Here is a 23,256-nt window from a genome sequence, read left to right as displayed (position 1 = left end):
CGAAGCTGGATCTCCAGCGGGCGGCAAGCTTACGATGAACGCGAAGCGGACATCTGAACTTGGCTAAAAGCGGACTTTATAACTTAGCCGCTACATTTATAAAAATGCGCTAATTTGCATTATGTAAAATTAAGTTTGAGTAATATGGTTCGATACTGCGCGCGAGTGCTCATACGTAAAGTTGCCATGTAAGGCTACCCAATCGCGTCATCCAGGCCAACCATCCGCGGCGATACGCCTGAGCGTCAGCCAGAGCATGGTGAAGCCTTCGGTCGGGCTACTTGCACCTTGCGAGGAGACTCTGCAATCCACGCACGTAGTTCAGCACGGGCCGGTACAGTTGCACGGCACGGGCCGCCGAGCAGCGACAGAACCTCTCGTTTTACGAATTCGGTGCAGTCCGCTGCGCGCCATGTATCAGCAATCTCCACATAAAACTCACGTTTTCCGTCCTCGGTCACGAGCGCAAGATTTATTAGTTGAGGGACGGCTTGCTCATATCCCGTGTACTCGGTGTCCAAAAAGAGCAGCATATTCAGCGAGTTTTGCGTTTCCACGGCCCGGTGAGAGCATATGGCACGTCTTCCTGTCATCCGGATGTCCCCTTCCCGGCTCCAGATTCTGGCCGAACCAGCCACGCTCGCAAACACGATCAGCAATCCGCACATAACGAGCGCCTGGCAAGCGCGTCGCGGCATGACGCTTGCGTCTGCGCCTGTCCACGAGCGTGATGCGCACACCGCGCGCTTGCAGATGCAGCGAAACACTCACGCCGACGATGCCCGCGCCCAGCACGATCGCGTCCGTTCTCATTCCATTCCTTTGGAGTCCATATTGCTTATCCGTGTTCTGTGAATTTCGCACGGCAGTGTGCACTGCATGGGCCTGGCCGTCCAGACACGCGGCGCAGCATCCGGAAGGCCCCGCCCCGTGCTCACTGCATCGTTTGGCAAGCAGCCGCCGTCGATTCGCGCGTTCCTGGACAATGACATTCCTGCTACCCACTTCGAGGCGGAAATGAGCGAGCGCCGAAATCCCATCACCTCCCATTCCGTCAGACGATTCCCCTCGTTGACCGGCCTGCTCCTCGCAAAAACGCGCCAGGCGTTGCAGCCGTGTCGGCGGCGACCGCCAACGACGTCCAGTTGCACCGTCGCCCTCGCGGCTGGCGTGGCGCTCGCGCTTGCCGCTTGCGCCCCGGCGACGCCCTCGCAGTCACAGTCCCTTGAACCCGAAGTCGCCAACCTCACGCCGCTCGCCAGCCAGCTATACACAGGCCACGATCAGGGCGGCGCGTACTATTCGCTGCACGTGAAGGCGACCTTCGCCATCGACGCGCCCGGCAAGCTGCGCCTGCTGGATCTGCGTTCGAGCGAGCCCGTACCTGGCGCCGCCGATATGCAGGGCGAGACGATGTCGACCGCGTGCGAGCCCTTTGGCGCGGTGGTGAACCAGCGCACGACATGGTTTCCTTACACGGGCGTGTTCGTGCGCGGCGGCACGCTTGCCGCGGTCTCTTCCCGTGGCGGCAACATCGGCATCAAGTCGCTGTCGGCGCGCAACGATGGCGCGATGATATACACCGGCCACGACGCCGACGAAACCGAGTTCTTCTACGCGCCGTGCGTCGGTGCTCAACGCGTGACACGCGGCTGGCGAACCCAGCGCTACATTCCGGACGGAGCGCTACTGCGCGTGCGCGCGGACGCCGGCACGCGCGTCGACCTGCAACTGCCGCAACGTTTCGTTCCCTACGTGCTGCTGCGCTATCGCTCGGGGGCGGTCATCCCGGTGCCCACACGCATGGTGCTGGCCACCGTCGACTTGAGCAACCGGCGCGTCGTGCTGCAATACGAGAGCACCTTTGCTGCGGCCGTGCCGATCCGCAAGATCGAAATGCGCCTGATTACGCCAGGCGGCTTGCCATCGTCGGGGGAAACCGCAGCGCGCTATCAGGAACGCACCCAGGCCATGCTGCAAGATCTGGCCGCGTGCCCGCCGCCGCACGCACACGCAATCGAAGCCTGCGCCACGCCGACGCGCATGCCGAATCCGCTGATTTACTATTCATCGGCGGAGCTTGCCAGCCAACGGCAGACAGCAGCAGCTAAAACTTCGCCGTAGGCAGCCACGGCGGGCACCGCCGGCTCCGAGAAAAGGCCGCCCTGCCGGGCTTCCCGTACGTGACGGTTGCCCGGATCGAGGCCCTATGCCTATTGGTTCGACGAGAACCACTTTCTGTAGATCTGCTCGTACGTGCCATCCTCGTACATGGAGAGCAAGGTCTCGTTGATGGCCTTTCTGAGCGGACTGCCGTTCGGCAAAGCGATTCCATACTTTTCCGGCCGGAAAACCGGCCCGACCACGGCAAGCACGCCTTTGCCGGTCCTCGCGGCCCAGTACTGCAACGTCGGCGCGTCATAGACGATGGCCTGCACGTCCCCGCGCATGAGCATGCGGAATCCGTCATCGGCGCTATGGATGTCGACGAACGGCAGGCCGCGCTGCCTGAGGTAATCGGCGGCGACCGTGCCGGGCACCGTGGCAATCAGCTTGCCCGGAAGGTCGTCCGGACCCTGGATGCTCGACTGAAGCCGCGCCACCGTCTGCGAAGAAGTCACCGTCGCCGTCAACTGGGCGACCAGCACGACGCCGATCAGCCACATCGCCGGCACGAGCATGCGCCTCCAGACGCCCGGCGCATCGCGTTCGCCGTGCTCGCCGGTCGCAATGATCAGCATGGTCACCCACAGCCCCTCGCCAAGGGCGCGCCAATACGGCTTCTGAAAACTCTTGTCGCGTTTGCGCTCCATAAGCCAGACGAGATTGGCGAGCAGAAAAATAACGGCGGCAGTCATCGCCACGAACTGGCCGATGGCACGCCACGGAATCGACGAAACCGTCGTCATGAAGGAGTTGTCGTCGCGCGCCCTGACCATGATCTGCAAGCCGGAATCGAAGTACGGCATCGAGAAGTCCACCAGCCCTTCCCGTTGCGGTGTCATGGTGATTGCTGCAATCGCGAGATCCACATTGCCCTGCTGCACGGCGGCGAGCAATTCAGGCAGCGTCGCAACGGGACGCCACGTGAAGTCCCGACGCATGCGCCGCGCCACTTCGTTCCAGATATCGATGCTGAACCCTTGCGGCGGCGTCGATTGCGGCACCACGAAAGGTGCGATAGGTGCGATGGCGACGCGCAATGGACCATCGCGCGTTGCCGTCGCGTTACCGTTCGGGGGAACGACGGGAGCCGCAGCGCCGGCAGGCAACGCCGCCGCCTCGTCGGCCCTGGCGAGTTGTGCCAGCAGAATCGAAAGAACGACAACGAAAATGGACAATGCCCAGCAAGGATTCGTCTTGTTCATTGCGCCGCCCGCACGCGGAGTTCGTCTATGAGATGTTCCCCGCCTAATCTAACGGTTGATTCGACAAAAACAAAGCGATCCCGCCAGGTTTGCCCCAAAGGGCAAACGGCTTGCCCTGACGCCCTATCGATGCTCGCTCGCGAGAGGCCTCTGGGAATCGCCCATTCATGCGTTCGTAAGGGAGGAAAGACCAGAACGTGAAACTGCCAAAGCGGCAGAAGCGGCCAAAGCGGCAAGCACGCGCCCTTGCGTTCAGAACATGTGACGCAGGCCCACCATCATGCCGAGTTGCGTGGTGCTCGCCGCCGCGCTCATGCCGACGAAGCCCTGCAACTGCGCCCCGACGAGGCCCCCGCGATAGAGCGAGTAGTCCGCTTCCGCATAAACACTAGTCGCGCGAGAGAGGTCATAATCGGCGAGCAACTGGAACTGCGTGGCGTTGCCGTCGCCGCTCTGCGCCTTGCCGTCTTGTAGCGTGCGCCAGACGTTGGCCGAGAAATGCGTGTTGTCGCCGACCTGCTGCGAAACACCGCCAAAGAACATCTCGCGCGACGAGAACGTGTTGAACTTGAGCGCCGTGAGCTGCGCAGCCGTGAACGGACCGTTGGGGAAATTGCCCACGAAGCCCGCATCCTGCCGGTTCATCGCACAGCCGAAGTTGACCGTCGTCTCGGCAAACGTGTAGGCGGCGCCGGCCGTCCACGCCTTGAAGTGCGCGGAGCCGTTGACGGCGTCGCGCGAATCCAGATAGCCGGCGGCGAGCCGCAAGGGCCATTGCGGAATATAGGTAATCGACGCGCCGATCTGGCTGCCCGCGCCGAATGCGCCCGCCTGGCCGCCGAACGCGTACGAGAGTTCAACCGTCACGTCCTGCCAGCGCGCGATGTACTTGGCCATGTTGCTGGCCCATACCCCTTGGGCCATGGCGACTTCCGGGCGGAACTGGTAGACCGTAGGCAACCACGACGCGCTCACATAGGTCTTCAGCACGGCGTCGGCGAGCGGGTTGGTTTGCCGGCCCAGCGTGAGCCGGCCCAATGTGGACGACTGTAGACCGATATAGGCCGTGTTGAAGAACGGATAGCCCGGGTCGCTCATGCCGGAGTTCGGAAAGAAGCGGCTTTCCAGTTGCAAGATCGCGCGATTGCCGCCGCCCAGATCCTCCGCTCCGAGCATCCCCCAGTTGCTTTCGCTCAAGCCGCCGTTGGCGAGTTGAAGCTTGTCGCCGCCGGCCGCATTAGCGTGCGTGGTGTAGCGTACGGCCGTGTCGATCAAGCCGTAGAGCGTCACCGACGACTGCGCGCGCACCGCCGTGCCAAAACCCGCTAACACCACGACGAAAGCCAATTGCGCCGCCCTGCGGAGCTTGAACTGCTTTGTATTGCTGGACTGCATCTAGTCTCCTTTCATGATTATTGAATATTCTGCATGACTTATTAATTCTGCATGTATGGCACGTGCGGTGGAGGACGCGGCGTGAAACCGCCGTATCAGGCAGTCATGCGGCGCGCCAATCGCTCCAGCGAGCGCTCGGGGTTGAGCACAACGAAACCACCGAGTGCGAGCACTACGAGCAGCGCCCCGGTGAGCAGGAGGCCCTGCTCGAAGCCCACCGCCACGTTGTCGTGCGCGCCGCGAATGAGCCAGCCCACGACGGGCGGCGCAACGATGCCCGCGATCCACGCCACCGAATATTCGATCGCGAGCGCGGCGCCGCGCTGTGCGGGGGGCGCGATTTGCGCGACCATGGCGGGGCCGAGGGAATAGATGATCGGCGTGGTGGCGATGGCAAGCGCGATCAGCACGACCTTCGCGAGCGGCCCGAAATCGCAGACCGCCGTCACGACGAGCAGCACGCCGCCAACGGCGAGGCAAGCGCATACGAAAGCGCCGCGGGCAATGCGGGACGGCACGCCGCGCGTCATCATGCGTTGCGACCACGCGGAGAGCACGAGACCCACGGGCGCGCTCGCGACCAGCACGGCGGCGAACACCTGGCCCGCGCGCTGTGGCGCATACCCGAGCCCCTGATTCAGATACGCAGGCAACCACGTGAGCACGAGCGCAAGTGTCAGGAAAGCGGCAAAATGCAAGGCAATGATGCAGGCCACGGTGCGGTCGGCCAGCAGCGCACGATAGCTGATACGCGGTGCATTGCCCTCCGTGCCCTTGCGGTCCGTGGCGTTCGTTGCGCGCGCATCGAGCGGCCCTTCCCGCCCGACGGCCAGCCACAGGATCGCCCAGGCAAACCCGAGCACGGCCAGCACGACGAAGTTGGTGCGCCAGCCCCATCGCACGTCGATCCAGGGTACGGCAATGCCCGCCACGACCATGCCGAGCACGGCGCCCTGCTGGAACACCGATACCGGCAGATTGCGTCGCTCATCCGGGAACCACTTGTAGCAGGCGTGAATCGCAACGGGCTGCGCCGGCCCTTCGCCCGCGCCGAGCAGCACCCGGCAGGCGATCAACGTGGCCAGCGACGAGCCGTACGCGATCGGCAGTTGCACGACGGCCCACAGCAGCGCCATGGCGAGGAGCAGCCAGCGCGTGGGCCAGCGGTTCGAGAGGAAGCCGCCCGCCACGCCAGTCACGGCGAACAGGAAGAAGAAGCTGCCGGCAAGCAGGCCATATTGCGCCGGCGAGAGGCCGAGTTCCGCCATGAGCGGCGTCGCGACGAGACCGAGCACCACTTTGTCGATGAAATTGATCGCGACGAGCAGAAACAGCATCGCCGCCATGAACCAGGCGCGTGCGGGTTGATACGTGGGTTGCATGCTTGTGTTTTCCCGAAGTGAGACGCGCGATGCTGCCGGGAACGGCAGCGTGCGTGGCGAGAGCGGCGCGGTTCAGGCGCGTTTGCCGAAATACCAGCGCAAGACCGCGCGCTGGACCGCGCGGCCATAGGGCGGGTGGAACAGTTCGACCGGAAACCAGCGATGCTCGGCGAACACCGCTTTGGCATGCGAAAGCTCGCGAAAGCCCTCCTCGCCGTGGTAGTTGCCGATGCCCGACATGCCCGTGCCGCCAAAGGGCAGCGCGTGATTCATCGCGTGCCAGCCCCAGTCGTTGAGCGTCACGCCGCCGGAGTGCGTTTCGCGCATCACGCGCGCGCTTTCGCTCGCATCGGTGCCGAACCAGTACAGCGCGAGCGGGCGTTCGCCGCCGCGCACATAGTCGAGCGCATCGTCGAATGTCATGTAATCGATCACGGGCAGCAGCGGCCCGAAAATCTCCTCACGGGCAATGCGCATCTGCGGCCGCACGTGCGTGATGATATGCAGCGGCACCTGGCGCCCTTCCCTGCCGTACGACCCGCACACCGTTACCTTCGCTCCGAGCGCGCGCGCGTCTTCGACGAGATCGTGCATGCGGCGGTGCGCGCGTGCGTCGATCATCGAGGTGTAGTGCGCGCCGTCGCCAACCCATCCTTCGAAGGCACGCGCTGCCGCTGCCGTAAATGCTTCGACCGATTCAGCCGGCACCAGTGCATAGTCGGGCGCCACGCAAATCTGGCCGGCATTCACCGTCTTGCCGTGCACGATGCGCCGCGCAGCGCGCGTGAGATCGGCCGAACGCGAGACGAGCGCCGGCGACTTGCCGCCCAGCTCCAGCGTGACGGGCGTGAGGTTGTCGGCGGCGGCGCGCATCACTTCGCGCCCCACCGCCGGCGACCCGGTAAACACGAGATGATCGAATGGCAGCGCGCAAAAACGCTTCGCGCACTGTGCGTCGCCCTCGACGACATCGACCTCGTCCGTGCCGAGCGCGTCCGCAAGCAGCGCACGCAACGCGCGCGACGACGCGGGAGCATATTCCGATGTCTTGATCAGGCAGCGATTGCCCGCGGCGAGTGCGGTTGCGAGCGGCCCGAGTGCGAGATAGAACGGAAAGTTCCAGGGCACGACAATCCCGACCACGCCCTTGGGCTGGTACTGCACCGCCGCGCGATTGGTGCTGAACAGCAGTTCCGGCGAGCGCCGCGACGGCCGCATCCAGCGCCGCAAATGCCGCAACAGATGGTCGATGTGCAGCAGCGAGGGCAGCAGGTCGACGAGCATCGATTCGTCGGTTGCGCGCACACCGAAGTCCGCGGCAGCGGCCGCCGCGCAGTCGGCGGCATGGCGGCGCAGCGCGTCACGCAAGCGCCGCAGCGTGGCGCGCCGTTGCGTGTAGTCCGGATACGGCGCCGCGGCAAATGCCGCGCGCAGCGTCGCAAAGCGCGCGGCAACGGGATCTTCCGCGCCTTGTGGCGTGCGCCATTCCTGATCGATCAGCTTCATTTGGTCTCCCAAGCTTTCCGCCGTGTCGCGCTCAAACCGGCACGTCGCCAATGATCGTCGCGCGCAGCATGCTGCGACGAGCCGGGAAGTAGTCCTGAATAGCGTAGTGCTGCGTAGAACGGTTGTCCCAGAACGCGATCGTGTTGGGCCGCCACTTCAGGCGCACCTGATATTCGGGCGCGGCGGCCTGGCGGTACAGGTATTGCAGCAGGTCCATTTCCGCGAGGCGGAAGTCGAAGCCGAAGCGCACTTCGTGCTTCTCGATGTAGTTCGCCAGATGGGTCGTGAATGCCTCGTTCACATACAGCACGCGCTCGCCCGTTTCCGGGTGCGTGCGCACGACCGGATGCATCGCGGGCGGAAAGGCGGCGCGGCGCGCTTCGCGCTCCTCAGGCGTCATGCGCGTGCCGAACGCGGGCAGCAGGTCGTGTACGGCAATGAGGCCATCCAGCGCAGTGCGCGTGGCCTCGGGCAGCCGCGCATACGCCTCGGCCATGTTGACCCAGATGGTGTCGCCGCCCACTTTCGGGCACTCGATACAGCGCAGCATCGAGCCCATCGAAGGCCGGGCGCGCCAACTGACGTCCGAGTGATAGACGTTCTCGCGGCCCGGAATCTTGCTGTCGCCGCCCAGCATCACGAGTTCGGGATGCTCGGGATGATGCGGAAAGACCGGATGCACTTCCAGTTCGCCGAAGCGCCGCGCAAGCGCGACCTGCTGCGCCGCGCTGATGTCCTGGTCGCGGAACACGAGCAGCTTGTGCTTGAGCAGCGCGGCCCGCAGCGCGCCGTACTGGCCGTCGTCGAGCGGCCGCGTGAGGTCGATATCGCCGATTTCGGCGCCAATGGTCGGCGACATCGGCTCGATGCTGAACGATGCCTCGATGGCCGCCGAACCCGCCTGCGAAGGACTTTCGGTAATGGCTTGCATGACTCTCTCCATGAGTGATTCGAACCCGATCGACAAAAGATACCGACGGGTATCGTTTTAAGAGATGCTATTGGGTATCATTTGGCCGGTCAACCGAGGGTTTTCCCATGCCACGCCACGTTGAAAAGCCATTGTCGGAGTCGCTGGAAAGCGGCGACGGCTTCGTCGCGCCGCGCTACCGCAGCGGCCAGCGTTCCGCCGATGCCTTGCTGGAGGCGGGCCGCGCGCTGCTCGCCGAAATCAGCTACGAGGCGCTCAGCATCAACGATCTTTGCAGCCAGGCCAACCTCACGAAGGGCGCCTTCTATCGCCGCTTCGAAAGCAAGGACGCGTTCTTTCTTGCGCTGCATCGGCTCGCGCTCGACGACGCGGCGCGCGCGCTGCAAACGATCACCACCGAAATGGACCGTCACGACAGCAGCCCGTTGAAGGCGGCCGACTGCCTGCGCCTCGTGATCGACGCCGTGCGTGTCTGGCACCTCACGCACCGCGGCGTGATCCGCGCATCGCTTCAGCGCCGCGACCATACGACGGACGGGTGGCAGCCCTTCAAGGAATATGGGCGCGGATTCGTCGACGAGGTCGCGACACGCCTCACGCGTCTACCCGAGCTGCGGCGCGACACGGAGGTGCCCGCAAAGCTGAGAATCGGCTTCCAGATGGCCATCGCGACGATGGTGAACGCGGCGCTGAATGACCCCGGACCCTTGCATCTCGCCGACCCGGCCATGACCGACGCGCTCACGCAGATGGTCGCGCTCTATGTCGTTGGTCCCAACGCTTGCGTCGCAGCGGACGCCGTGCGCTGAGGGGCGCACGCGCGGGCTATTCTGAGCGCGCCTCCGAACGATTCGATGCTAGACTGAATTTCGCCGACTCCAGCTTCCGGGAGCCGCTTTCGCAGCAAGCCGCAGCTTCTGCGGGCTGCGCGATAACGTTTCGGATAACAAACCGTGAGGTGCGCAAATGGCGGAAATCCAGAGTCTGGAAAGCCGGCAGGCAATCGGCCGCGAGGCACGCGAGCAGGCAAAACGCTCGCTGCACGCGAAGACCGGCGACACCGAGCGCGACCCCGTGGCGCTGCTCAAGCAAAACAGCGCGGGCCGTGTCGAGTCGCTGGTTCCGCTTCGCTACGGGCGCATGGCGGTTTCGCCGTTCACCTTCTATCGCGGCAGCGCAATACTCCAGGCTCACGATCTGGCCGGAACCGTCAACACTGGCATTGTCTTTCCGATCTGCGGCGACGCTCACCTGATGAATTTCGGCGGCTTCGCCACGCCCGAGCGGCAACTCGTCTTCGATCTCAACGACTTCGACGAAGTCGCCACCGGCCCATGGGAGTGGGACGTCAAGCGGCTCGCCGCGAGCTTCGCCATTGCGGGGCAGCACATGGGCGTTGGGCGCGGCACGATCGGCGACCTGGTCTCCACGTGCGTGCTCGAATATCGCAACCGCATGCAGGAGTATTCGCGGTGCAGCACGCTGGAGCTTTGGCACGACATCGTCACCTTCGAGCGCATGATCGACTCCGCCGCCAGTGAAGAAGGCAAGCGCCTGCTCATTAAGACGAAGGAGAAAGCGGCGGGCCGCACGAATGAAAGCATGCTCGCGAAAATGGCCGTCGAGGCCAACGGTCGCTGGACCATTCAGGACGCCCCGCCCGCGCTGTTTCATCCCGGCGGTCCGAATACGCTGCTCGGCAAAGAAGAAGCGTGGGCCAATACCGAGGCCTGGCAAGGCAAGCTCGCCGCGGCATTCGATGATTACCTCGGCACCCTCTCCTCCGAGCGGCGCGCGCTCATCAACGAGTTTCAGTTGCAGGACATCGCCTTCAAGGTGGTGGGTGTCGGCAGCGTGGGCACCTTCTGCCTTGTGCTGCTGTTGGTGGACGGCTACGGCAAGCCGCTGTTCCTCCAGGTGAAGGAGGCGCGTGAATCGGTCATTGCGCGCTATTTCAAGGCCGCGGGGCCGGAGCATCAGGGGCAGCGCGTGGTGACGGGCCAGCGCCTGTTGCAGGCCGCGAGCGACGCCTTTCTCGGCTGGACCACGGGTCCGGCCAAACGCCAATTCTATTTCCGGCAGTTGCGCGACATGAAGGTTTCGGCGGAAGTAGAACGCATGAGCAACGTGGTGCTCCAGGGCTATGCGCGCTTCTGCGGCTGGGCGCTCGCCCGCGCGCACGCGAAGGCCGGTGGCAAGGCGGTGGAAATTTCGGCCTATCTCGGCAACGGCGAGCGCTTCGCCGAGGCGCTGGTCGACTATGCGTTCGCCTATGCCGAGCAGAACGAAAAAGATTATGAAACGTTCATACGCGCGTGTCGCACGGGCAAGCTGGAAGCGCGCACCGACGAGGACATGGCAGCCGATTTCCGCGTGTGACGCCACGCATTCGCTGGCGGCCACCGTGTCGCCAGTCCGGCTTCCGGCGCGGCGGGCTCATGCTCGAACGTGCGAGCCGTGGCTGTTGTTCAAAAGCCGCACTTCAATCTCCACCTTGCATCGCCTCGTTCACCGCGCCGAGCAGCGCCGCGCCCAAAAACGGCTTGGTCAATAACGCGTGCACCCCGGAGCCCTCAACGGGCCGCCGGGTAGCGGGCTCGTCATACGCCGTGATGAACACCGCCGGCGGCCGTGGCAACTGCAACGTTCCATAAAATGCGGGACCGGAAGTGCCCGGAAGCTGCACATCGACGATCAGGCAGCGCGCCGACGACGCACAATCGGCGGCACCCAATTCCTCCGCACTACGAAACGATCGCGTTTTGAATCCGGACAGGCGGAACAGGCGCTCGATGGCGCTGCGCAGACCACTGTCGTCCTCGAGAATCACGATCAGGTGGGGTTCTCCGTCCATGCGCCACCCCAAAATGCTTTGACTGAGTGTTGACGTGACCCTTGCAATGCGGGTCATTGATGCATCGTTGTCCAGAATGCGCAGCGCAACCATAGGGACTTCGGGCAACGGCGCTGCCCTTTCGGGCAATTTCGGGCAGAGCGCTTTTCTTTCGTCACCGTGGCCACTACATTAGGCACTGCGTACGCGCCATGCCTTCGTGCAACCCTTGGGGCGCGCCGCGACACTTCGACGTTATGCGACGGCTCACTCGCGCGCCGGGAGAACACGATGAAGAAAAGGGCTTTAAGCATTGCCATGCTGGCAGCTACATTGATCGCGCCGCATGTCGGCGCGCAAACCGCGTCCGCACCCGCAGCGAGCAGCGAAGCCGTTGCCGTCGACCCGGCCGCCGTCGACGCGCTGCATAAGATGGGCACCGCGCTCCAGTCGCTCAAGCGCTTCAGCGTTACTACCCAGCTAACCGGCGAGCGTGTGCTCGAAGACGGCCAGAAACTCCAGCACACGGCAACCGCCGTGCTCGACGTCGACCGGCCCAACCGTATCCGCGCGATCATGACGAGCGCGCGCAGCCATCGCGAGATCGTCTTCGACGGCAAGAACGTCACGCTCTATACGCCGGCGCAAAAGTACTACGCGACAACGGCTTTCACCGGCAACATCCAGGCGCTGATCGATAAACTGGGCGAGCGCTACGGCGTGGAGGTCCCGCTTGCCGATCTGTTCGTCTGGGGTACGCCGCAAGCGCCGAACGATCAGTTCGAGTCCGCCATGTTCGCCGGTCAGGACTACGTGGGATACGACCTCTGCGACCACTACGCATTCCGGCAAAAGAACGTCGACTGGCAGATCTGGATCACGACCGGAGAGCAGCCGCTGCCGCGCAAGATCGTGATTACGCGCCGCGACGACGACGCTCGCCCGCAATCGGTCTCGGTCATCGACTGGACCCTTCACCCCGACTTCAAGGACACGATATTCACCTTCAAGCCGCCATCGGGCGCGAAGAAGATCGATTTCGTTCCTGTCGCCGCGAAGAAGGGGTAAGCCGATGAAAACCGCATTCAACCAGCATCGCACCGTACTCATTCCGACCCTTCTGGCCATCTGCCTCGCCGTCGCAGCACCGCTACCCGTGAGCGCGGCGGGGCGTGGCGGCGGCCACGTCGCACAACACGCCGGCGGCGGTCCGCGCGGGGGCGGTGGCGGCCCGCGTGGCGGGGGCGCGCAGGTGAACAGCGCACGCGCCGATGCACGCACGCGCAACGTGCGCAACACGAGCGTGAACAACGTCAACGTGAATCGCAATGTCAACGTCAACGCGAACGTCGACCGGCATGGCGGCGGTTGGGACGACGATTACCATCCGGTCGCAACGGCGGCCGCGGTTACCGCCGCCGTTGGCGTGACCTCGGCTGTCGTCGGGTCGATCGTGCACTCCGTCCCGTCGAATTGCGTGCCGGTCAACTACGGTGGCATGGTCTATCAGCAATGCGGTAGCACGTGGTATCAGCCCCAGGGCGCGCAATACGTGGTCGTGAACGCGCCGTACTGAGGCAGGGTCCCTGCCACGCCTCGTGGACGGCCTCATGGACGGCCGCGTTGTACGTGCACGGCATGGGGTGATGCAGGTTCAGGTCGAGGGACGCTGGGTCGCACTTTCGGCGCGGCCCGGCACCCCTGCGGGCCGTTGTGGATGAGATGCGGCAACCTGTGCCGTATCGGCGGTGGCAGCGTGGCCGCCTGGGGTCTCGCTTGCGGATGGATTCGAAACACGATCTGGAGTGCGTATCTCGCAGGAGCATGAACGCCGGCGCCGGTACGCCCCACTTCATGGGAGCCGTCATGACGCAGCTTGTTCATCATCCCGCGTATCTCTTCATTACGCTGATCGTTCTTCTTTCCATTTCGGCCGCGCTTGGCGCGATCGTCATGCAACGCGCCGTTCCGCTAACGGACGACGCGCGCGACAACTACAACGTGGTTCAGGGCGCCACACTCACGCTGCTCGCGCTCCTGATCGGCTTTACGCTCTCGATGGCCGTGAGCCGCTACGACCAGCGCAAGAATTACGAGGAAGAAGAGGCCAACGCCATCGGCACCGAATACTTGCGCGCCGACCTGCTTGGCGCCCCGCAGTCGGCCAGGGCGAAAGCCCTGCTGGCTCAATACACCCAGTTGCGCATTGCGTTCTATAAGACCCGCAACGCGCATGAGCTTGACGTTCTCAACACCCAAACCTCGGATGTTCAAGCCCAGCTATGGGCGACCGTGCGCGAGTCCGCCGAGGCCCGGCCCACCCCGATCACGGCGCTCTCGGTGGCCGGCATGAACGATGTCATCAACACCCAGGGGTATACGCAAGCCGCGTGGCTCAACCGCATTCCCGTTTCCGCCTGGATCCTCATGATGGCCATCGCCTTCTTCAGCAACCTGATGCAGGGGTATGGCGTGCGGGGCAAGGCCGGGCGGCGCGTGTTGATCTTCGTGCTGCCCGTTACCATTTCGCTCTCGCTTTCGCTGATCGCCGATATCGACAGTCCGCGCGGCGGCCTGATTCGCGTCGTGCCGCAGAATCTCGTCAGCCTGCTGCAATCCATGCAGTCGAATTGACGCCTTGGAGAAATCGCCGGACGCGCCTCACGCGTCCCCGGCAACCCTCAGAAGCTGAGCGCGAGCCCAAGCGATGCGCCCGTAACGTCCTTGCCGAACGCATAGCGCGCGACGATCCGCAGCCGCGAAAACAACTTCGTCACCGCGCCCGTGTCGATTTCGAGGCCCACGCCCAGCGACGTGAGCTGATTGAAGCCGAGGACGTCCGCCTGGCTCCCGAGATAGGTCGAATGCGAGAGTTCGAGCACGTACCGCAACGGCCGGTTCAACGCCAGCAAGCCGGTGGGCGCGCGCCAGCGCGCATAGAGGTTGGTCGACTGGGCGTCGGCCGTGCCGCGCACGCCGCTCGATGAGCCGAAGCTCTGAAGATAGATATTCGTGTAGCGCAACTCGAGATCGAACTCGTAGGGCTCCTGACGCGGATACCAGCCCAGCATCAGCGAGCCGCCAAGCCCGTATGCGTTGAGCGAGCCGTTCTCGATGAAAGCAACGTTCTTGTCGGTGCGGCGATTGATCAGAAACTGGGCCGCGGTCGCGTCGCTGAACACTTCGCCCAACGAAAAATTGAAGATCGGACGGATGACCAGATCCTTCTTCTCGTTGAGCGGAAAATCCCAGCCTATGCCGCCCGTTGCCGCGACGTTCGTCCAGCGCGTGGGCAACGCGCGCTGCTCCTGGCCGTCGCTGACGACGAAGGTGGGATCGTAGCGTGAACCGCCAATGGCCCCTTCCAGATAGAGCGGAAAACTCTGGCTCAACGTGAAGCCGCCGCCAAACTGGGTCATATTGAGCGAAGGGTCGCCGGTTGAGCCGTTGCGAATGCCCAGTGAACTGGCCGAGAGGTCTGGCGTCACGGTAAAGCTCAGCAACGCGAGCACGCCGTTGGCGCGCTTCTGCACATCGGGACCGGTGAAGGTCGGCAAGGATGGCGCGCTCTGCGCATGCGCCGTCGCCGTATAAAAACAGGCGGCGCTCAACGCAACGGCGATTCCGGCGCTCAGGGTGGCGCGCAGGCGAGCACGTCGATCGCCGGCATGCCGAAAGTCGCGTCCCGACTTCGCAGACATGGTGGTCCTCACCCCTGAACACATCAACGGGAACTGACTGCCGTGCCGCCGCGGCATGCGGACAAGCAAAATGAATTGCGGCCTGGCCTTTGTGGAATCGAACTGGCCATTGGCGCCCGCGCCGTCAATCCGCCCGTTGCGCCGCCAACGTTCCTGGCATCGAAAGCACGAAAGTACGGGCGGCGAAAGCGCCATCCGCGAGTTTCGTCGAAGCGGCTGCGCCATGCCATAGGGGCACGGGGCAATCGCGTTGCCCGAAGGGGCAGCGAGGCTGCCCCAACTCCCGATGGCCACACCTGCGTCACGCTGGAACAATACGAGAGGGGTGTTGTGCCCTGGAAGACTGAAGAGCGCTTCGACGCTACGGCGCGCTTCGGGTTACGGGAACGGCCATGTCCTACCACCGCCTCGCCGAACGCATCAAACGAGCGCTGCGCGTTGCCGCTATCGGCGCCCTCCTGCCGGTTTGCAGCGCGTTGCCGGCCTGGTCGGCCGACCCCGGCTTCACGCGCGGTGTGCGGATCGAGGGGCTCGATCAGAACGACCTCGATGCGCTGGACAGCACGGTGCGGGCCGTGCTGAACACGAGAAACGACGGCGAATCGAGCCAGTGGACCAAAACCGTCCCTGGCGGACAGGCCGCGGTCAACGCGACACTGACGCCCGAAGGTACGTCGATCGAGCATCACAGGACTTGCCGATTCGTCGTTGTCGCCGTGCATGCCGCAAGCCAGTCGGTCACCTTGCGCCCCCACTACTGCAAGGCCGGTGACGGTTCGTGGAGCCTGCAAGATCCGGAGTGAAGCGCGGCCCTCACCTGTGGGATTGCGCGCCGCCACACTCTGGCGGTTTGCATACTTCGATCTTCGCCCCGGCTTTTTGTCACGCGCTTGCCATGTACAGGCCCCGGATTGCCCTTTAGGGCAATAGCGTTGCCCCTTGTACCGATAGCGCAAGCGCAGCACCGCTCCGATACTGACCATTGCTACGTTGCTCGTGAGGCACGCGGCGAACGGGCGGACACGCAAAGCACCCGTCCCGCCGTGGCCCGTCGTTTCCGCCGACACAGTCCAACGCCCTGCCCGATCATGCTCAATCCCGCATCTGAAGCGCTCAACGACACGTGTGACGCTGCCTCGCTGGCCGGGCCGCCAGGCATGGTCCGCATTCCTGGCGGCACCTTCGTCATGGGCTCGAATCACCACTACCCCGAGGAAGCGCCCGCGCACAAGGTGCGCATTGCGGGCTTCTGGATGGACAGCCGCGCGGTGACGAACGCCGACTTCAAGCGCTTCGTCGACGCCACCGGCTACGTGACGTCCGCCGAGCGTCCGGCGAACCCCGAGGACTATCCGGGCGCGCAGCCCGAGCTGCTGGAACCCTCCTCGGTGATGTTCGCCAAACCGCCGCATCGCGTGGACTTGCGCAATCACTACAACTGGTGGGTCTACACGCGCGGCGCGAACTGGCGGCATCCGCGCGGCCCGGCCAGTTCGCTCGAAGGGCTCTGGGACCATCCCGTGGTCCACGTCGCTTACGAGGACGCCGCCGCCTACGCGCACTGGGCAGGCAAGGACTTGCCCACCGAAGCCGAATGGGAATTCGCGGCGCGCGGCGGACTCGACGGCGCGGAATTCGTGTGGGGCGACGAGTTCGCCCCGCAAGGCAAGCCAATGGCCAACACGTGGCAAGGCGAATTTCCGTGGCAGAACCTGCTCGAGGACGGTTATGAATGGACCGCGCCCGTCGGCTCATTTCCGCCCAACGGCTACGGACTCTACGAGATGGCCGGCAACGTGTGGGAGTGGACCAGCGACTGGTACCAGGACCACGGCAAGATCGTGAAGGCCTGCTGCACGCTCGACAATCCGCGCGGCGGGTCCGTCGAGGCGAGCGTCGACCCGCGCACGCCGCAAGTCAAGATTGCGCGCAAGGTGATGAAGGGCGGCTCGTACCTGTGCGCACCGAATTACTGCCGGCGTTACCGGCCCGCCGCCAGAATGGCGCAGCCTGTCGATACGTCCACCTGCCACGTGGGCTTTCGTTGCGTAGTCCGCGATAACGCTTCCGCTTGAGTCCGACAGGACAAGCGACCTCACGCAGCCCCGTCGACGACGGGGTCCGGAGAAGACTCGCTACCGTCTGCGGTAGCGCTACACAAAGGAGTGTTCCATGGCGGGCAAGAAGAAACCCAACTTCCTGATTCTCTGGGGCGACGACATCGGTCAATCCAATCTCAGCATCTTCACGAAAGGATTGATGGGGTACCGCACCCCCAACATCGACAGCATCGGCGAAGCCGGCGCGGTGTTCACCGACTACTACGGCGAACAAAGCTGCACGGCCGGCCGCGCGTCGTTCATCACGGGACAGTGCGGGCTGCGCACGGGGCTGACCAAGGTCGGCCTGCCAGGTGCGCCGCTCGGCATGCGCGCCGAGGATCCGAACATTCCCGAACTGCTCAAGGACCTCGGCTATACCACCGGACAGTTCGGCAAGAACCACTTCGGCGACCGCGACGAGCATCTGCCGACGATGCACGGCTTCGACGAATTCTTCGGCAACCTCTATCACCTGAACGCCGAAGAAGAACCCGAACTGGCCGATTATCCAGACGCCAAGGAGTTTCCCGACTTCCGCAAGAAGTACGGTCCGCGCGGCGTGCTGCACTGTTGGTCCGACGGCAAGGGCGGCCAGAAGATCGACAATACCGGGCCGCTGACCAAAAAGCGGATGGAAACCATCGACACCGAATTTCTCGCGGCCGCGAAGGAATTCATCCAGAAGGCGCACAAGGAAGACAAGCCCTTCTTCCTCTGGTTCAACACCTCGCACATGCACTTCCGCACGCATATCGAGGACCGCATTCGCGGCCAGGCAGGTCGTTGGCAGTCCGAATATCACGACTGCATGGTCGAGCACGACAAGCATATCGGCGAGATGCTCGCGCTGCTCGACGAACTGGGCATTGAGAACGACACGATGGTCATGTACAGCACCGACAACGGTCCGCACATGAACTCGTGGCCCGACGCGGGCATGACGCCGTTCCGCAACGAGAAGAACTCGAACTGGGAAGGCGCGTACCGCGTGCCTTGCCTCGTGCGCTGGCCGGGCGTGATCGAGCCGGGCACCGTGTGCAACGAGATCGTGAGCCATCTCGACTGGCTGCCCACCATCGTGGAGGCAGCCGGCAACCCGGACGTCAAGGAAGAACTGAAGAAGGGCTTCAAGGCCAACGGCAAGGACTTCAAGGTCCATCTCGACGGCTTCAGCCTCTTGCCCTACTTCACCGGCAAAGCGAAGAAGCCGGAGCGCAAGGGCTTCTTCTATTTCACCGACGACGGCGACCTCGCGTGCCTGCGCTTCGACAACTGGAAGGTCGTGTTCATGGAGCAGCGCACGGCCGGCACATTGAGGATATGGGCCGAGCCGCTCGTGACGCTGCGCGTGCCGAAGATTTTCAACTTGCGCACCGACCCCTACGAGCGCGCCGACATCACGTCCAACACCTACTACGACTGGCTGCTCGATCACGTCTTCATTCTCGTGCCCGCGCAGGCGGGCGTGGCCGAATTCCTGCAAACGTTCAAGGAATTCCCGCCGCGCCAGAAAGCCGCCAGCTTCGGCGTGGACCAGGTGATCGAGAAGATGATGGACGCGGCCGGCGGCGGCCATCGCTAGGCGCCCCGGCGGCGCATGGTAACGGCACTCGGGCGGCGTTCATACGGACGCCGCCCGAGGCTCGCGCCATTGCCACGTACTGCAAAGTATTGTTCAGGCACTCCCACGACTTGCCAGGATATCCATGGACGCGAAGGACCTGATTCTGCTCGCGCTCAAGTGCGCCATCGCGGCGACCGTATTCACCTACGGCCTTCAGGCAACGCGAGACGACCTGCTCTATATCGCGCACCGGCCCGGCCTCCTCCTGCGCTCGCTCATCGCCATGCTGGCAATCATGCCGCTGCTCGTGGTCGGCTGCGTGTACTACCTGGCGTTGCCGCAACCCACGGCGGTTGTGCTCACCGCGCTCGCCATCTCGCCGGTGCCGCCGCTGTTGCCGAAGAAGCACAAGAAAGCGGGCGGCGTCGCGCCCTTTGGTCTGGGTCTGCTCGTGGTGCTCGCGCTGGTGTCGATCGTCACCGTGCCGCTTTCGGTGGCGCTTTTCAACAGGCTTTTCGCGCAGCCGCTGGCGGTCGGGCCGCTTTCGATCATGAAGACTGTGCTGACCATGATCATCGTCCCCCTTGCGGTGGGCATGCTGGTCTCGAAGTTCGTGCCGCAAGTTGCGCAGCATCTGCTCACACCTGTACGACGGCTGGCCACGCTGCTGCTGTTCGCGAGCATTCTCGTGCTGCTGGCCGGCACCTGGCGCGGCATCTTTTCGGCCACCGGCCATTGGACGGTCGTGGCCATCGTCGCCTTCATACTCGCGGGTCTCGTTGTGGGGCACTTGCTCGGCGGCCCCGAACCCGAGCACGCGTCGGTTCTCGCGCTCTCCACGGCCTCGCGGCATCCGGCCATCGCGCTCGCCATCTCGGCAGCCAACTATCCCGGCGAGCAGTTCGCGCCCACACTCGTGCTCTATCTGGTGCTCTGCACGCTGCTGGCCATTCCTTACGTGAAGTGGCAACGCAGCCGTGCGGCCCTCTCTTCCGGCACGCCTTGAAGGTCACGCCATGCCCACCCCTCGCGACCGAGACCACGACATCGTACCGGACACGGACCCCTCAGCGCCCTTGAAGCCCGACGAGGGCACGTTACAGACCCGCGCGCGCACCTCGCTCGCGGTCGAGCGTACTTTCCTCGCCGCCGAGCGCACGCTGATGGCGTGGCTACGCACCGCGCTCTCGATGATCAGCTTCGGCTTCACGCTGGCGAAATTCTTCGAATATGTGGCGGGACAGCGCGGCACGCCCATCGTCGGACGGTTCGGGGCGACCTGGTCGCCGCGCACGGTGGGCACGGCCATGGTCGTGATCGGCACCGTGGCCCTGCTCGTCGCGGTCGTGCAGCACAAGCGGCGCGTGAATGCGCTGCGGCGCGAAGGTCTGCTGCCGCAGTGGAATCTCGCTTACTGGGTCGGCATTGCCGTTGCCGCGCTAGGCGCCTTTGCGCTCGGCTCGCTCGTATTAGACTAATGAACTGTCGAACCGGGGACATTGCCCCCGGTCATTCGATCACACTGCGTGACTGTCTTTCGTCATCCTTGCTTTCTAAAGAAATGCGCCGCTCTTCAGCGGCGCGTTTCGGTTCACGCTTGAGTCCTTCCAGTCAGGCATTCACTGCGGCCGTTAATTCCGCCCTGGCCAGCATCTGCTTCAGCGCTTCGGCATGAGCCTGCGGCGCGTCGATCATCGCGAGCGAATCGCCGAACGCCCTTTCCAGATCGAAACGCCCTTCCAGCCATCCACGCAGCGCCGCCTCCGAGGTGATGAGGATATTGCTGCGCCGCTCGTCCTCCGTTGCCGTGACGTCCGGCATCTCCGGAACGATGTCCGGGTCGAAGCCTTCGGTCGTCGCGTGAAAGAAGCCCCACGTGTCGTTCTCGATGAGCAGAACGTAAAAGTCCGGCAGCGCCAGCAGCGCCTCTTCGCCGTGAGCCTCCTCGATGCGCGCCTGAAGCAGATTGAGCGCCTCGATAGCCGAAATACGCATGCGGGCTGCCGAGAGCGCGCCGCCGGTGGTGTCGATCGGCTCGATCAGGCCGGCGTCGATCGCGCTGCGGGCCGCGACGGCAATGGTCAGGGCCGAAGGATGGCCCACGCCAAAGTCGAGTTTGAAGTTGCAGATTGCGCACATGGCAGCACCTCAGGGCGTGACGATGTTGAACCAGAAGTCGAAGGTATCGAGCCAGGAAACGAACTCGCCCAGTTTCTGGCTGTTGCCGTCGATCTTCGCGTTGCCGGCCATCACGAGCTTTTGCATGTTGGTCTTGCCCATCATGATGTCGTTGAGGTCCGCGCGCGTCATCGTGACCGTGGCATCGGCCGACTTCGAGGACTTGTCCTTCGTGTAGTGCAGCGCACTGTTCTCCACCCCGAGCACGTAATGCTCTTTCGTGTCGGTCAGCACGAGGTTGAACGAGGCCGTCTTCCCGTTGGCACGGTCACCGTTGAGCCGGATGCCGAGATAGTCGAGGAACATGTCGAGCGGCATGGCCTGGATGGTGTCCGGGCTCTGTGGCTGCGGCGCGGGAAGCTGCTTGATGCCGCCGCGAAGTTCCTGCGCGCCGGTCAGATAGAAGTTGCGCCATGAGGCCGACTCGGACTGATAGCCCAGTTGCTCGTAGGTATCGGCGAGGAGCTGTTTCGCGGCAGTGTTCTGCGGCTCCGCGAACACGACGTGATTGACGACTTCCGCGACCCAGCGGTAATCGCCCTTGCTGTAATACCCATGTGCCTTGCTCAATACCGCGGCCGATCCGCCCATGAACTCGACGTAGCGCTTGCCCGCCTCGGTCGGCGGCAGGCGGTGCAGGTTCGCGGGCACGCCGTCGAAGAAGCCGAGACGCAGGTTGTACTGCGCAACGGCGTCGTGGTAGACCGTGCCGTAGTAGCCGCGGCAGAACCAGTGTTTCGCGAGACTGTCGGGCAGGCGTATGGCCTCGCCGATTTCCAGCGGCGTCATGCCCTTGTTGGCCATGCGCAGCACCTGGTCGTGCATGTAGCGGTACATGTCGCGTTGTGCGCGCAGGAATGCGACCACGCGATCGTTGCCCCATGTCGGCCAGTAGTGGGACGCGAAAACCACCTGCATGTCGTCGCCGAACATGTCGAGCGACGATTGCAGATACTTGGACCAGAGCAACGCGTCGCGAACCTTGGCGCCGCGCAGCGTGTACAGATTGTGGAGCGTGTGGGTCGCGTCTTCCGCTGCGCAGAATGCCTTGAACTTCGGCAGATAGAACATGAATTCGGCGGGCGCTTCCGACTCCGGCGCCATCAGCACCACGAGTTCCACGCCGTCGAGCGTAAGCTTCTGGCCGGTCTTTTCGGCGAACTGGGTGGGCACGGCGAGCGTGATGGTGCCCACCGAAGTCGTCTTGCCAAGGCCGCCGTCGACAATGCCCGTTGCGCTGCGCGGCAGCAGCGAGCCGTACATATAGCTGGCGCGGCGTCCCATCGCGTTGCCGGCGATGATGTTCTCGCCCACGGCCGCCTCGGTAAAGCCGGCCGGCGCCACGATCTGCACCTTGCCGGATTTCAGGTCGTCGTCGCTCACGAGCCCGCGTACGCCGCCGTAGTGATCCACGTGGCTGTGCGTATAGATCACATGCGTAATGGGATGGTCGCCCAGATGCGGAATGACGAGCTGCTTCCAGACCGCCGACGACACATCGGTCGTGATGAACGGATCGACGACGATATACCCCTTGTCGCCGCGAATGATGCTCATCACCGAGAGATCGTAGCCGCGCACCTGCCAGATCCCGTCGACCACCTTGAAGAGGCCGTGGTTCATGTTGAGCTTGGCGTTGCGCCAGAGGCTCGGGTTCACCGTGGAAGGTGAATTATTCTCGGGGCCGCCGCTCACGAAGGCGAACTGCTGGAGGTCCCACGCGACATTCCCGTCGGGTCCCTTGATGACGACCGGCTCGGGCATCGTCGCGACGAGGCCGCGCTTGGCGTCCTCGAAGTCCTGCGCGTCCTCGAACGAGAGGAAGTCGGCGGACTGCTTGTTTACCGCAATCGTCGCGGGGGTCGCCGGCTTGGCCGCCGGGCCCGTCGCCGTTGCCGCGGTGGCGGCCTGCGCCAGCGTTTCACCCACCACGCCGGAAAGGCTCGTCGCCACGCCGGTGACCGCTACGTTCTTGAGGAATGCCCTGCGTCCGCCTGTCTTCGCTGCGTCGTCCGATTGGGACATGACTACCTCCGGTTATTCGGGGAGACAGCGGGCGCGCCGCGCCCGCGCCGGTTGTTCGCGATCTTCACCTAAATATTTCGCACAAAGGCCGTGGCGCGACCATAGGGAGTTGGGGAAACACGCTTGCCCGAAAGGGCAATGCGAATCGGGCGACACCGTGGCACAACCGGTTCGCCGGCTGCTCCGCTTTGCATTGCCCGCCTGCCAGAACGCCTTGCGCAACTGCACCCAGCAGTGCACGGACGTGTTCTTGTATTGCTGTATCCAGCCG

21 protein-coding genes are annotated in these 23,256 nt (G+C 64.0%); 11 read left to right on the top strand and 10 right to left on the bottom strand.

Annotated features, from left to right (window positions below):
- Positions 1–495: 495 nt before the first annotated feature.
- On the bottom strand, positions 496–813 hold the full coding sequence (locus tag C7402_RS47545) for an FAD-dependent oxidoreductase (protein WP_208949106.1): 318 nt from the start codon (positions 811–813) through the stop codon (positions 496–498).
- A gap of 258 nt (positions 814–1,071) precedes the next feature.
- Between C7402_RS47545 and C7402_RS45520 the strand changes: the two genes are divergently transcribed.
- Complete coding sequence (locus tag C7402_RS45520) at positions 1,072–2,124, top strand: hypothetical protein (RefSeq protein ID WP_224045184.1); 1,053 nt, start codon at positions 1,072–1,074, stop codon at positions 2,122–2,124.
- A gap of 89 nt (positions 2,125–2,213) precedes the next feature.
- Here C7402_RS45520 and C7402_RS45515 read toward each other — a convergent pair whose 3' ends face one another.
- From C7402_RS45515 to C7402_RS45495, 5 genes are all read right to left on the bottom strand, one after another.
- Positions 2,214–3,368 carry a transporter substrate-binding domain-containing protein gene (locus C7402_RS45515; protein ID WP_116615233.1) on the bottom strand — a complete coding sequence of 385 codons (1,155 nt, stop codon included), beginning with the start codon at positions 3,366–3,368 and terminating at the stop codon, positions 2,214–2,216.
- A gap of 252 nt (positions 3,369–3,620) precedes the next feature.
- Complete coding sequence (locus tag C7402_RS45510) at positions 3,621–4,763, bottom strand: porin (protein WP_116615232.1); 1,143 nt, start codon at positions 4,761–4,763, stop codon at positions 3,621–3,623.
- Positions 4,764–4,858: 95 nt separating this feature from the next.
- Positions 4,859–6,145: an MFS transporter gene (locus C7402_RS45505; RefSeq protein WP_116615231.1), complete on the bottom strand. Its 1,287-nt coding sequence runs from the start codon at positions 6,143–6,145 to the stop codon at positions 4,859–4,861.
- A gap of 72 nt (positions 6,146–6,217) precedes the next feature.
- Positions 6,218–7,651 carry an aldehyde dehydrogenase family protein gene (locus C7402_RS45500; RefSeq protein WP_116615230.1) on the bottom strand — a complete coding sequence of 478 codons (1,434 nt, stop codon included), beginning with the start codon at positions 7,649–7,651 and terminating at the stop codon, positions 6,218–6,220.
- Between the two features lie 31 nt (positions 7,652–7,682).
- The gene (locus C7402_RS45495) at positions 7,683–8,582 is read right to left on the bottom strand and encodes a TauD/TfdA dioxygenase family protein (protein WP_244315116.1); all 900 of its coding nucleotides are present in this window, start codon (positions 8,580–8,582) and stop codon (positions 7,683–7,685) included.
- 107 nt (positions 8,583–8,689) lie between these two features.
- On the opposite strand from C7402_RS45495, the gene C7402_RS45490 reads away from it, so the two are divergent.
- A complete protein-coding gene (locus C7402_RS45490; protein ID WP_116615229.1) occupies positions 8,690–9,391 on the top strand; it encodes a TetR/AcrR family transcriptional regulator in 702 nt (233 codons plus the stop codon).
- Between the two features lie 157 nt (positions 9,392–9,548).
- On the top strand, positions 9,549–10,961 hold the full coding sequence (locus C7402_RS45485; protein ID WP_116615228.1) for a DUF2252 domain-containing protein: 1,413 nt from the start codon (positions 9,549–9,551) through the stop codon (positions 10,959–10,961).
- A 103-nt stretch (positions 10,962–11,064) separates the two neighbouring features.
- Here C7402_RS45485 and C7402_RS45480 read toward each other — a convergent pair whose 3' ends face one another.
- Positions 11,065–11,529, bottom strand: a complete 465-nt coding sequence (locus C7402_RS45480) for a response regulator (protein ID WP_116615227.1) — start codon at positions 11,527–11,529, stop codon at positions 11,065–11,067.
- A 177-nt stretch (positions 11,530–11,706) separates the two neighbouring features.
- Between C7402_RS45480 and C7402_RS45475 the strand changes: the two genes are divergently transcribed.
- The 3 genes from C7402_RS45475 (at position 11,707) to C7402_RS45465 (ending at position 14,049) form a co-directional block, all read left to right on the top strand.
- The gene (locus C7402_RS45475; RefSeq protein WP_116615226.1) at positions 11,707–12,483 is read left to right on the top strand and encodes a DUF2092 domain-containing protein; all 777 of its coding nucleotides are present in this window, start codon (positions 11,707–11,709) and stop codon (positions 12,481–12,483) included.
- Between the two features lie 4 nt (positions 12,484–12,487).
- The gene (locus C7402_RS45470) at positions 12,488–12,991 is read left to right on the top strand and encodes a hypothetical protein (RefSeq protein ID WP_116615225.1); all 504 of its coding nucleotides are present in this window, start codon (positions 12,488–12,490) and stop codon (positions 12,989–12,991) included.
- 290 nt (positions 12,992–13,281) lie between these two features.
- Complete coding sequence (locus C7402_RS45465; RefSeq protein WP_116615236.1) at positions 13,282–14,049, top strand: bestrophin-like domain; 768 nt, start codon at positions 13,282–13,284, stop codon at positions 14,047–14,049.
- Positions 14,050–14,096: 47 nt separating this feature from the next.
- On the opposite strand, the gene C7402_RS45460 is transcribed toward C7402_RS45465, so the two are convergent.
- Complete coding sequence (locus C7402_RS45460) at positions 14,097–14,972, bottom strand: hypothetical protein (protein ID WP_308012644.1); 876 nt, start codon at positions 14,970–14,972, stop codon at positions 14,097–14,099.
- 536 nt (positions 14,973–15,508) lie between these two features.
- Between C7402_RS45460 and C7402_RS45455 the strand changes: the two genes are divergently transcribed.
- The 5 genes from C7402_RS45455 to C7402_RS45435 all read left to right on the top strand — a co-directional run bounded on the left by C7402_RS45455 (position 15,509) and on the right by C7402_RS45435 (position 20,260).
- On the top strand, positions 15,509–15,919 hold the full coding sequence (locus C7402_RS45455) for a hypothetical protein (protein ID WP_116615223.1): 411 nt from the start codon (positions 15,509–15,511) through the stop codon (positions 15,917–15,919).
- Between the two features lie 285 nt (positions 15,920–16,204).
- Positions 16,205–17,191 (top strand): formylglycine-generating enzyme family protein, encoded by a 987-nt coding sequence (locus C7402_RS45450; protein WP_244315115.1) that lies wholly within the window; start codon positions 16,205–16,207, stop codon positions 17,189–17,191.
- Between the two features lie 97 nt (positions 17,192–17,288).
- On the top strand, positions 17,289–18,800 hold the full coding sequence (locus C7402_RS45445) for an arylsulfatase (RefSeq protein WP_112175626.1): 1,512 nt from the start codon (positions 17,289–17,291) through the stop codon (positions 18,798–18,800).
- A gap of 124 nt (positions 18,801–18,924) precedes the next feature.
- Positions 18,925–19,788, top strand: coding sequence for a bile acid:sodium symporter family protein (locus C7402_RS45440; RefSeq protein WP_116615222.1), 864 nt, complete (start codon positions 18,925–18,927; stop codon positions 19,786–19,788).
- Between the two features lie 10 nt (positions 19,789–19,798).
- On the top strand, positions 19,799–20,260 hold the full coding sequence (locus C7402_RS45435) for a YidH family protein (protein WP_116615221.1): 462 nt from the start codon (positions 19,799–19,801) through the stop codon (positions 20,258–20,260).
- A gap of 133 nt (positions 20,261–20,393) precedes the next feature.
- Here C7402_RS45435 and C7402_RS45430 read toward each other — a convergent pair whose 3' ends face one another.
- Positions 20,394–20,921, bottom strand: coding sequence for a hypothetical protein (locus C7402_RS45430; RefSeq protein ID WP_116615220.1), 528 nt, complete (start codon positions 20,919–20,921; stop codon positions 20,394–20,396).
- A 9-nt stretch (positions 20,922–20,930) separates the two neighbouring features.
- Complete coding sequence (locus C7402_RS45425; protein ID WP_116615219.1) at positions 20,931–22,985, bottom strand: alkyl/aryl-sulfatase; 2,055 nt, start codon at positions 22,983–22,985, stop codon at positions 20,931–20,933.
- Positions 22,986–23,256: the final 271 nt, after the last annotated feature.

This window comes from Paraburkholderia unamae (assembly GCF_003096875.1).
GTDB lineage: Bacteria > Pseudomonadota > Gammaproteobacteria > Burkholderiales > Burkholderiaceae > Paraburkholderia > Paraburkholderia unamae.
Note: the sequence above shows the minus strand (reverse complement) of the source record. Positions and strands in the feature narration are given on the sequence as shown.

Excerpts from the sequence above, each read along its gene's own strand:
- C7402_RS45510 (WP_116615232.1), bottom strand. The coding sequence starts at position 4,763 with ATGCAGTCCAGCAATACAAAGCAGTTCAAGCTCCGCAGGGCGGCGCAA.
- C7402_RS45470 (WP_116615225.1), top strand. The coding sequence starts at position 12,488 with ATGAAAACCGCATTCAACCAGCATCGCACCGTACTCATTCCGACCCTT.
- C7402_RS45465 (WP_116615236.1), top strand. The coding sequence starts at position 13,282 with ATGACGCAGCTTGTTCATCATCCCGCGTATCTCTTCATTACGCTGATC.
- C7402_RS45425 (WP_116615219.1), bottom strand. The coding sequence starts at position 22,985 with ATGTCCCAATCGGACGACGCAGCGAAGACAGGCGGACGCAGGGCATTC.
- C7402_RS45455 (WP_116615223.1), top strand. The coding sequence starts at position 15,509 with ATGTCCTACCACCGCCTCGCCGAACGCATCAAACGAGCGCTGCGCGTT.
- C7402_RS45440 (WP_116615222.1), top strand. The coding sequence starts at position 18,925 with ATGGACGCGAAGGACCTGATTCTGCTCGCGCTCAAGTGCGCCATCGCG.
- C7402_RS45505 (WP_116615231.1), bottom strand. The coding sequence starts at position 6,145 with ATGCAACCCACGTATCAACCCGCACGCGCCTGGTTCATGGCGGCGATG.
- C7402_RS45430 (WP_116615220.1), bottom strand. The coding sequence starts at position 20,921 with ATGTGCGCAATCTGCAACTTCAAACTCGACTTTGGCGTGGGCCATCCT.
- C7402_RS45500 (WP_116615230.1), bottom strand. The coding sequence starts at position 7,651 with ATGAAGCTGATCGATCAGGAATGGCGCACGCCACAAGGCGCGGAAGAT.
- C7402_RS45450 (WP_244315115.1), top strand. The coding sequence starts at position 16,205 with ATGCTCAATCCCGCATCTGAAGCGCTCAACGACACGTGTGACGCTGCC.
- C7402_RS45435 (WP_116615221.1), top strand. The coding sequence starts at position 19,799 with ATGCCCACCCCTCGCGACCGAGACCACGACATCGTACCGGACACGGAC.
- C7402_RS45485 (WP_116615228.1), top strand. The coding sequence starts at position 9,549 with ATGGCGGAAATCCAGAGTCTGGAAAGCCGGCAGGCAATCGGCCGCGAG.
- C7402_RS45445 (WP_112175626.1), top strand. The coding sequence starts at position 17,289 with ATGGCGGGCAAGAAGAAACCCAACTTCCTGATTCTCTGGGGCGACGAC.
- C7402_RS45480 (WP_116615227.1), bottom strand. The coding sequence starts at position 11,529 with ATGGTTGCGCTGCGCATTCTGGACAACGATGCATCAATGACCCGCATT.
- C7402_RS45490 (WP_116615229.1), top strand. The coding sequence starts at position 8,690 with ATGCCACGCCACGTTGAAAAGCCATTGTCGGAGTCGCTGGAAAGCGGC.
- C7402_RS45515 (WP_116615233.1), bottom strand. The coding sequence starts at position 3,368 with ATGAACAAGACGAATCCTTGCTGGGCATTGTCCATTTTCGTTGTCGTT.
- C7402_RS45475 (WP_116615226.1), top strand. The coding sequence starts at position 11,707 with ATGAAGAAAAGGGCTTTAAGCATTGCCATGCTGGCAGCTACATTGATC.
- C7402_RS47545 (WP_208949106.1), bottom strand. The coding sequence starts at position 813 with ATGAGAACGGACGCGATCGTGCTGGGCGCGGGCATCGTCGGCGTGAGT.
- C7402_RS45495 (WP_244315116.1), bottom strand. The coding sequence starts at position 8,582 with ATGCAAGCCATTACCGAAAGTCCTTCGCAGGCGGGTTCGGCGGCCATC.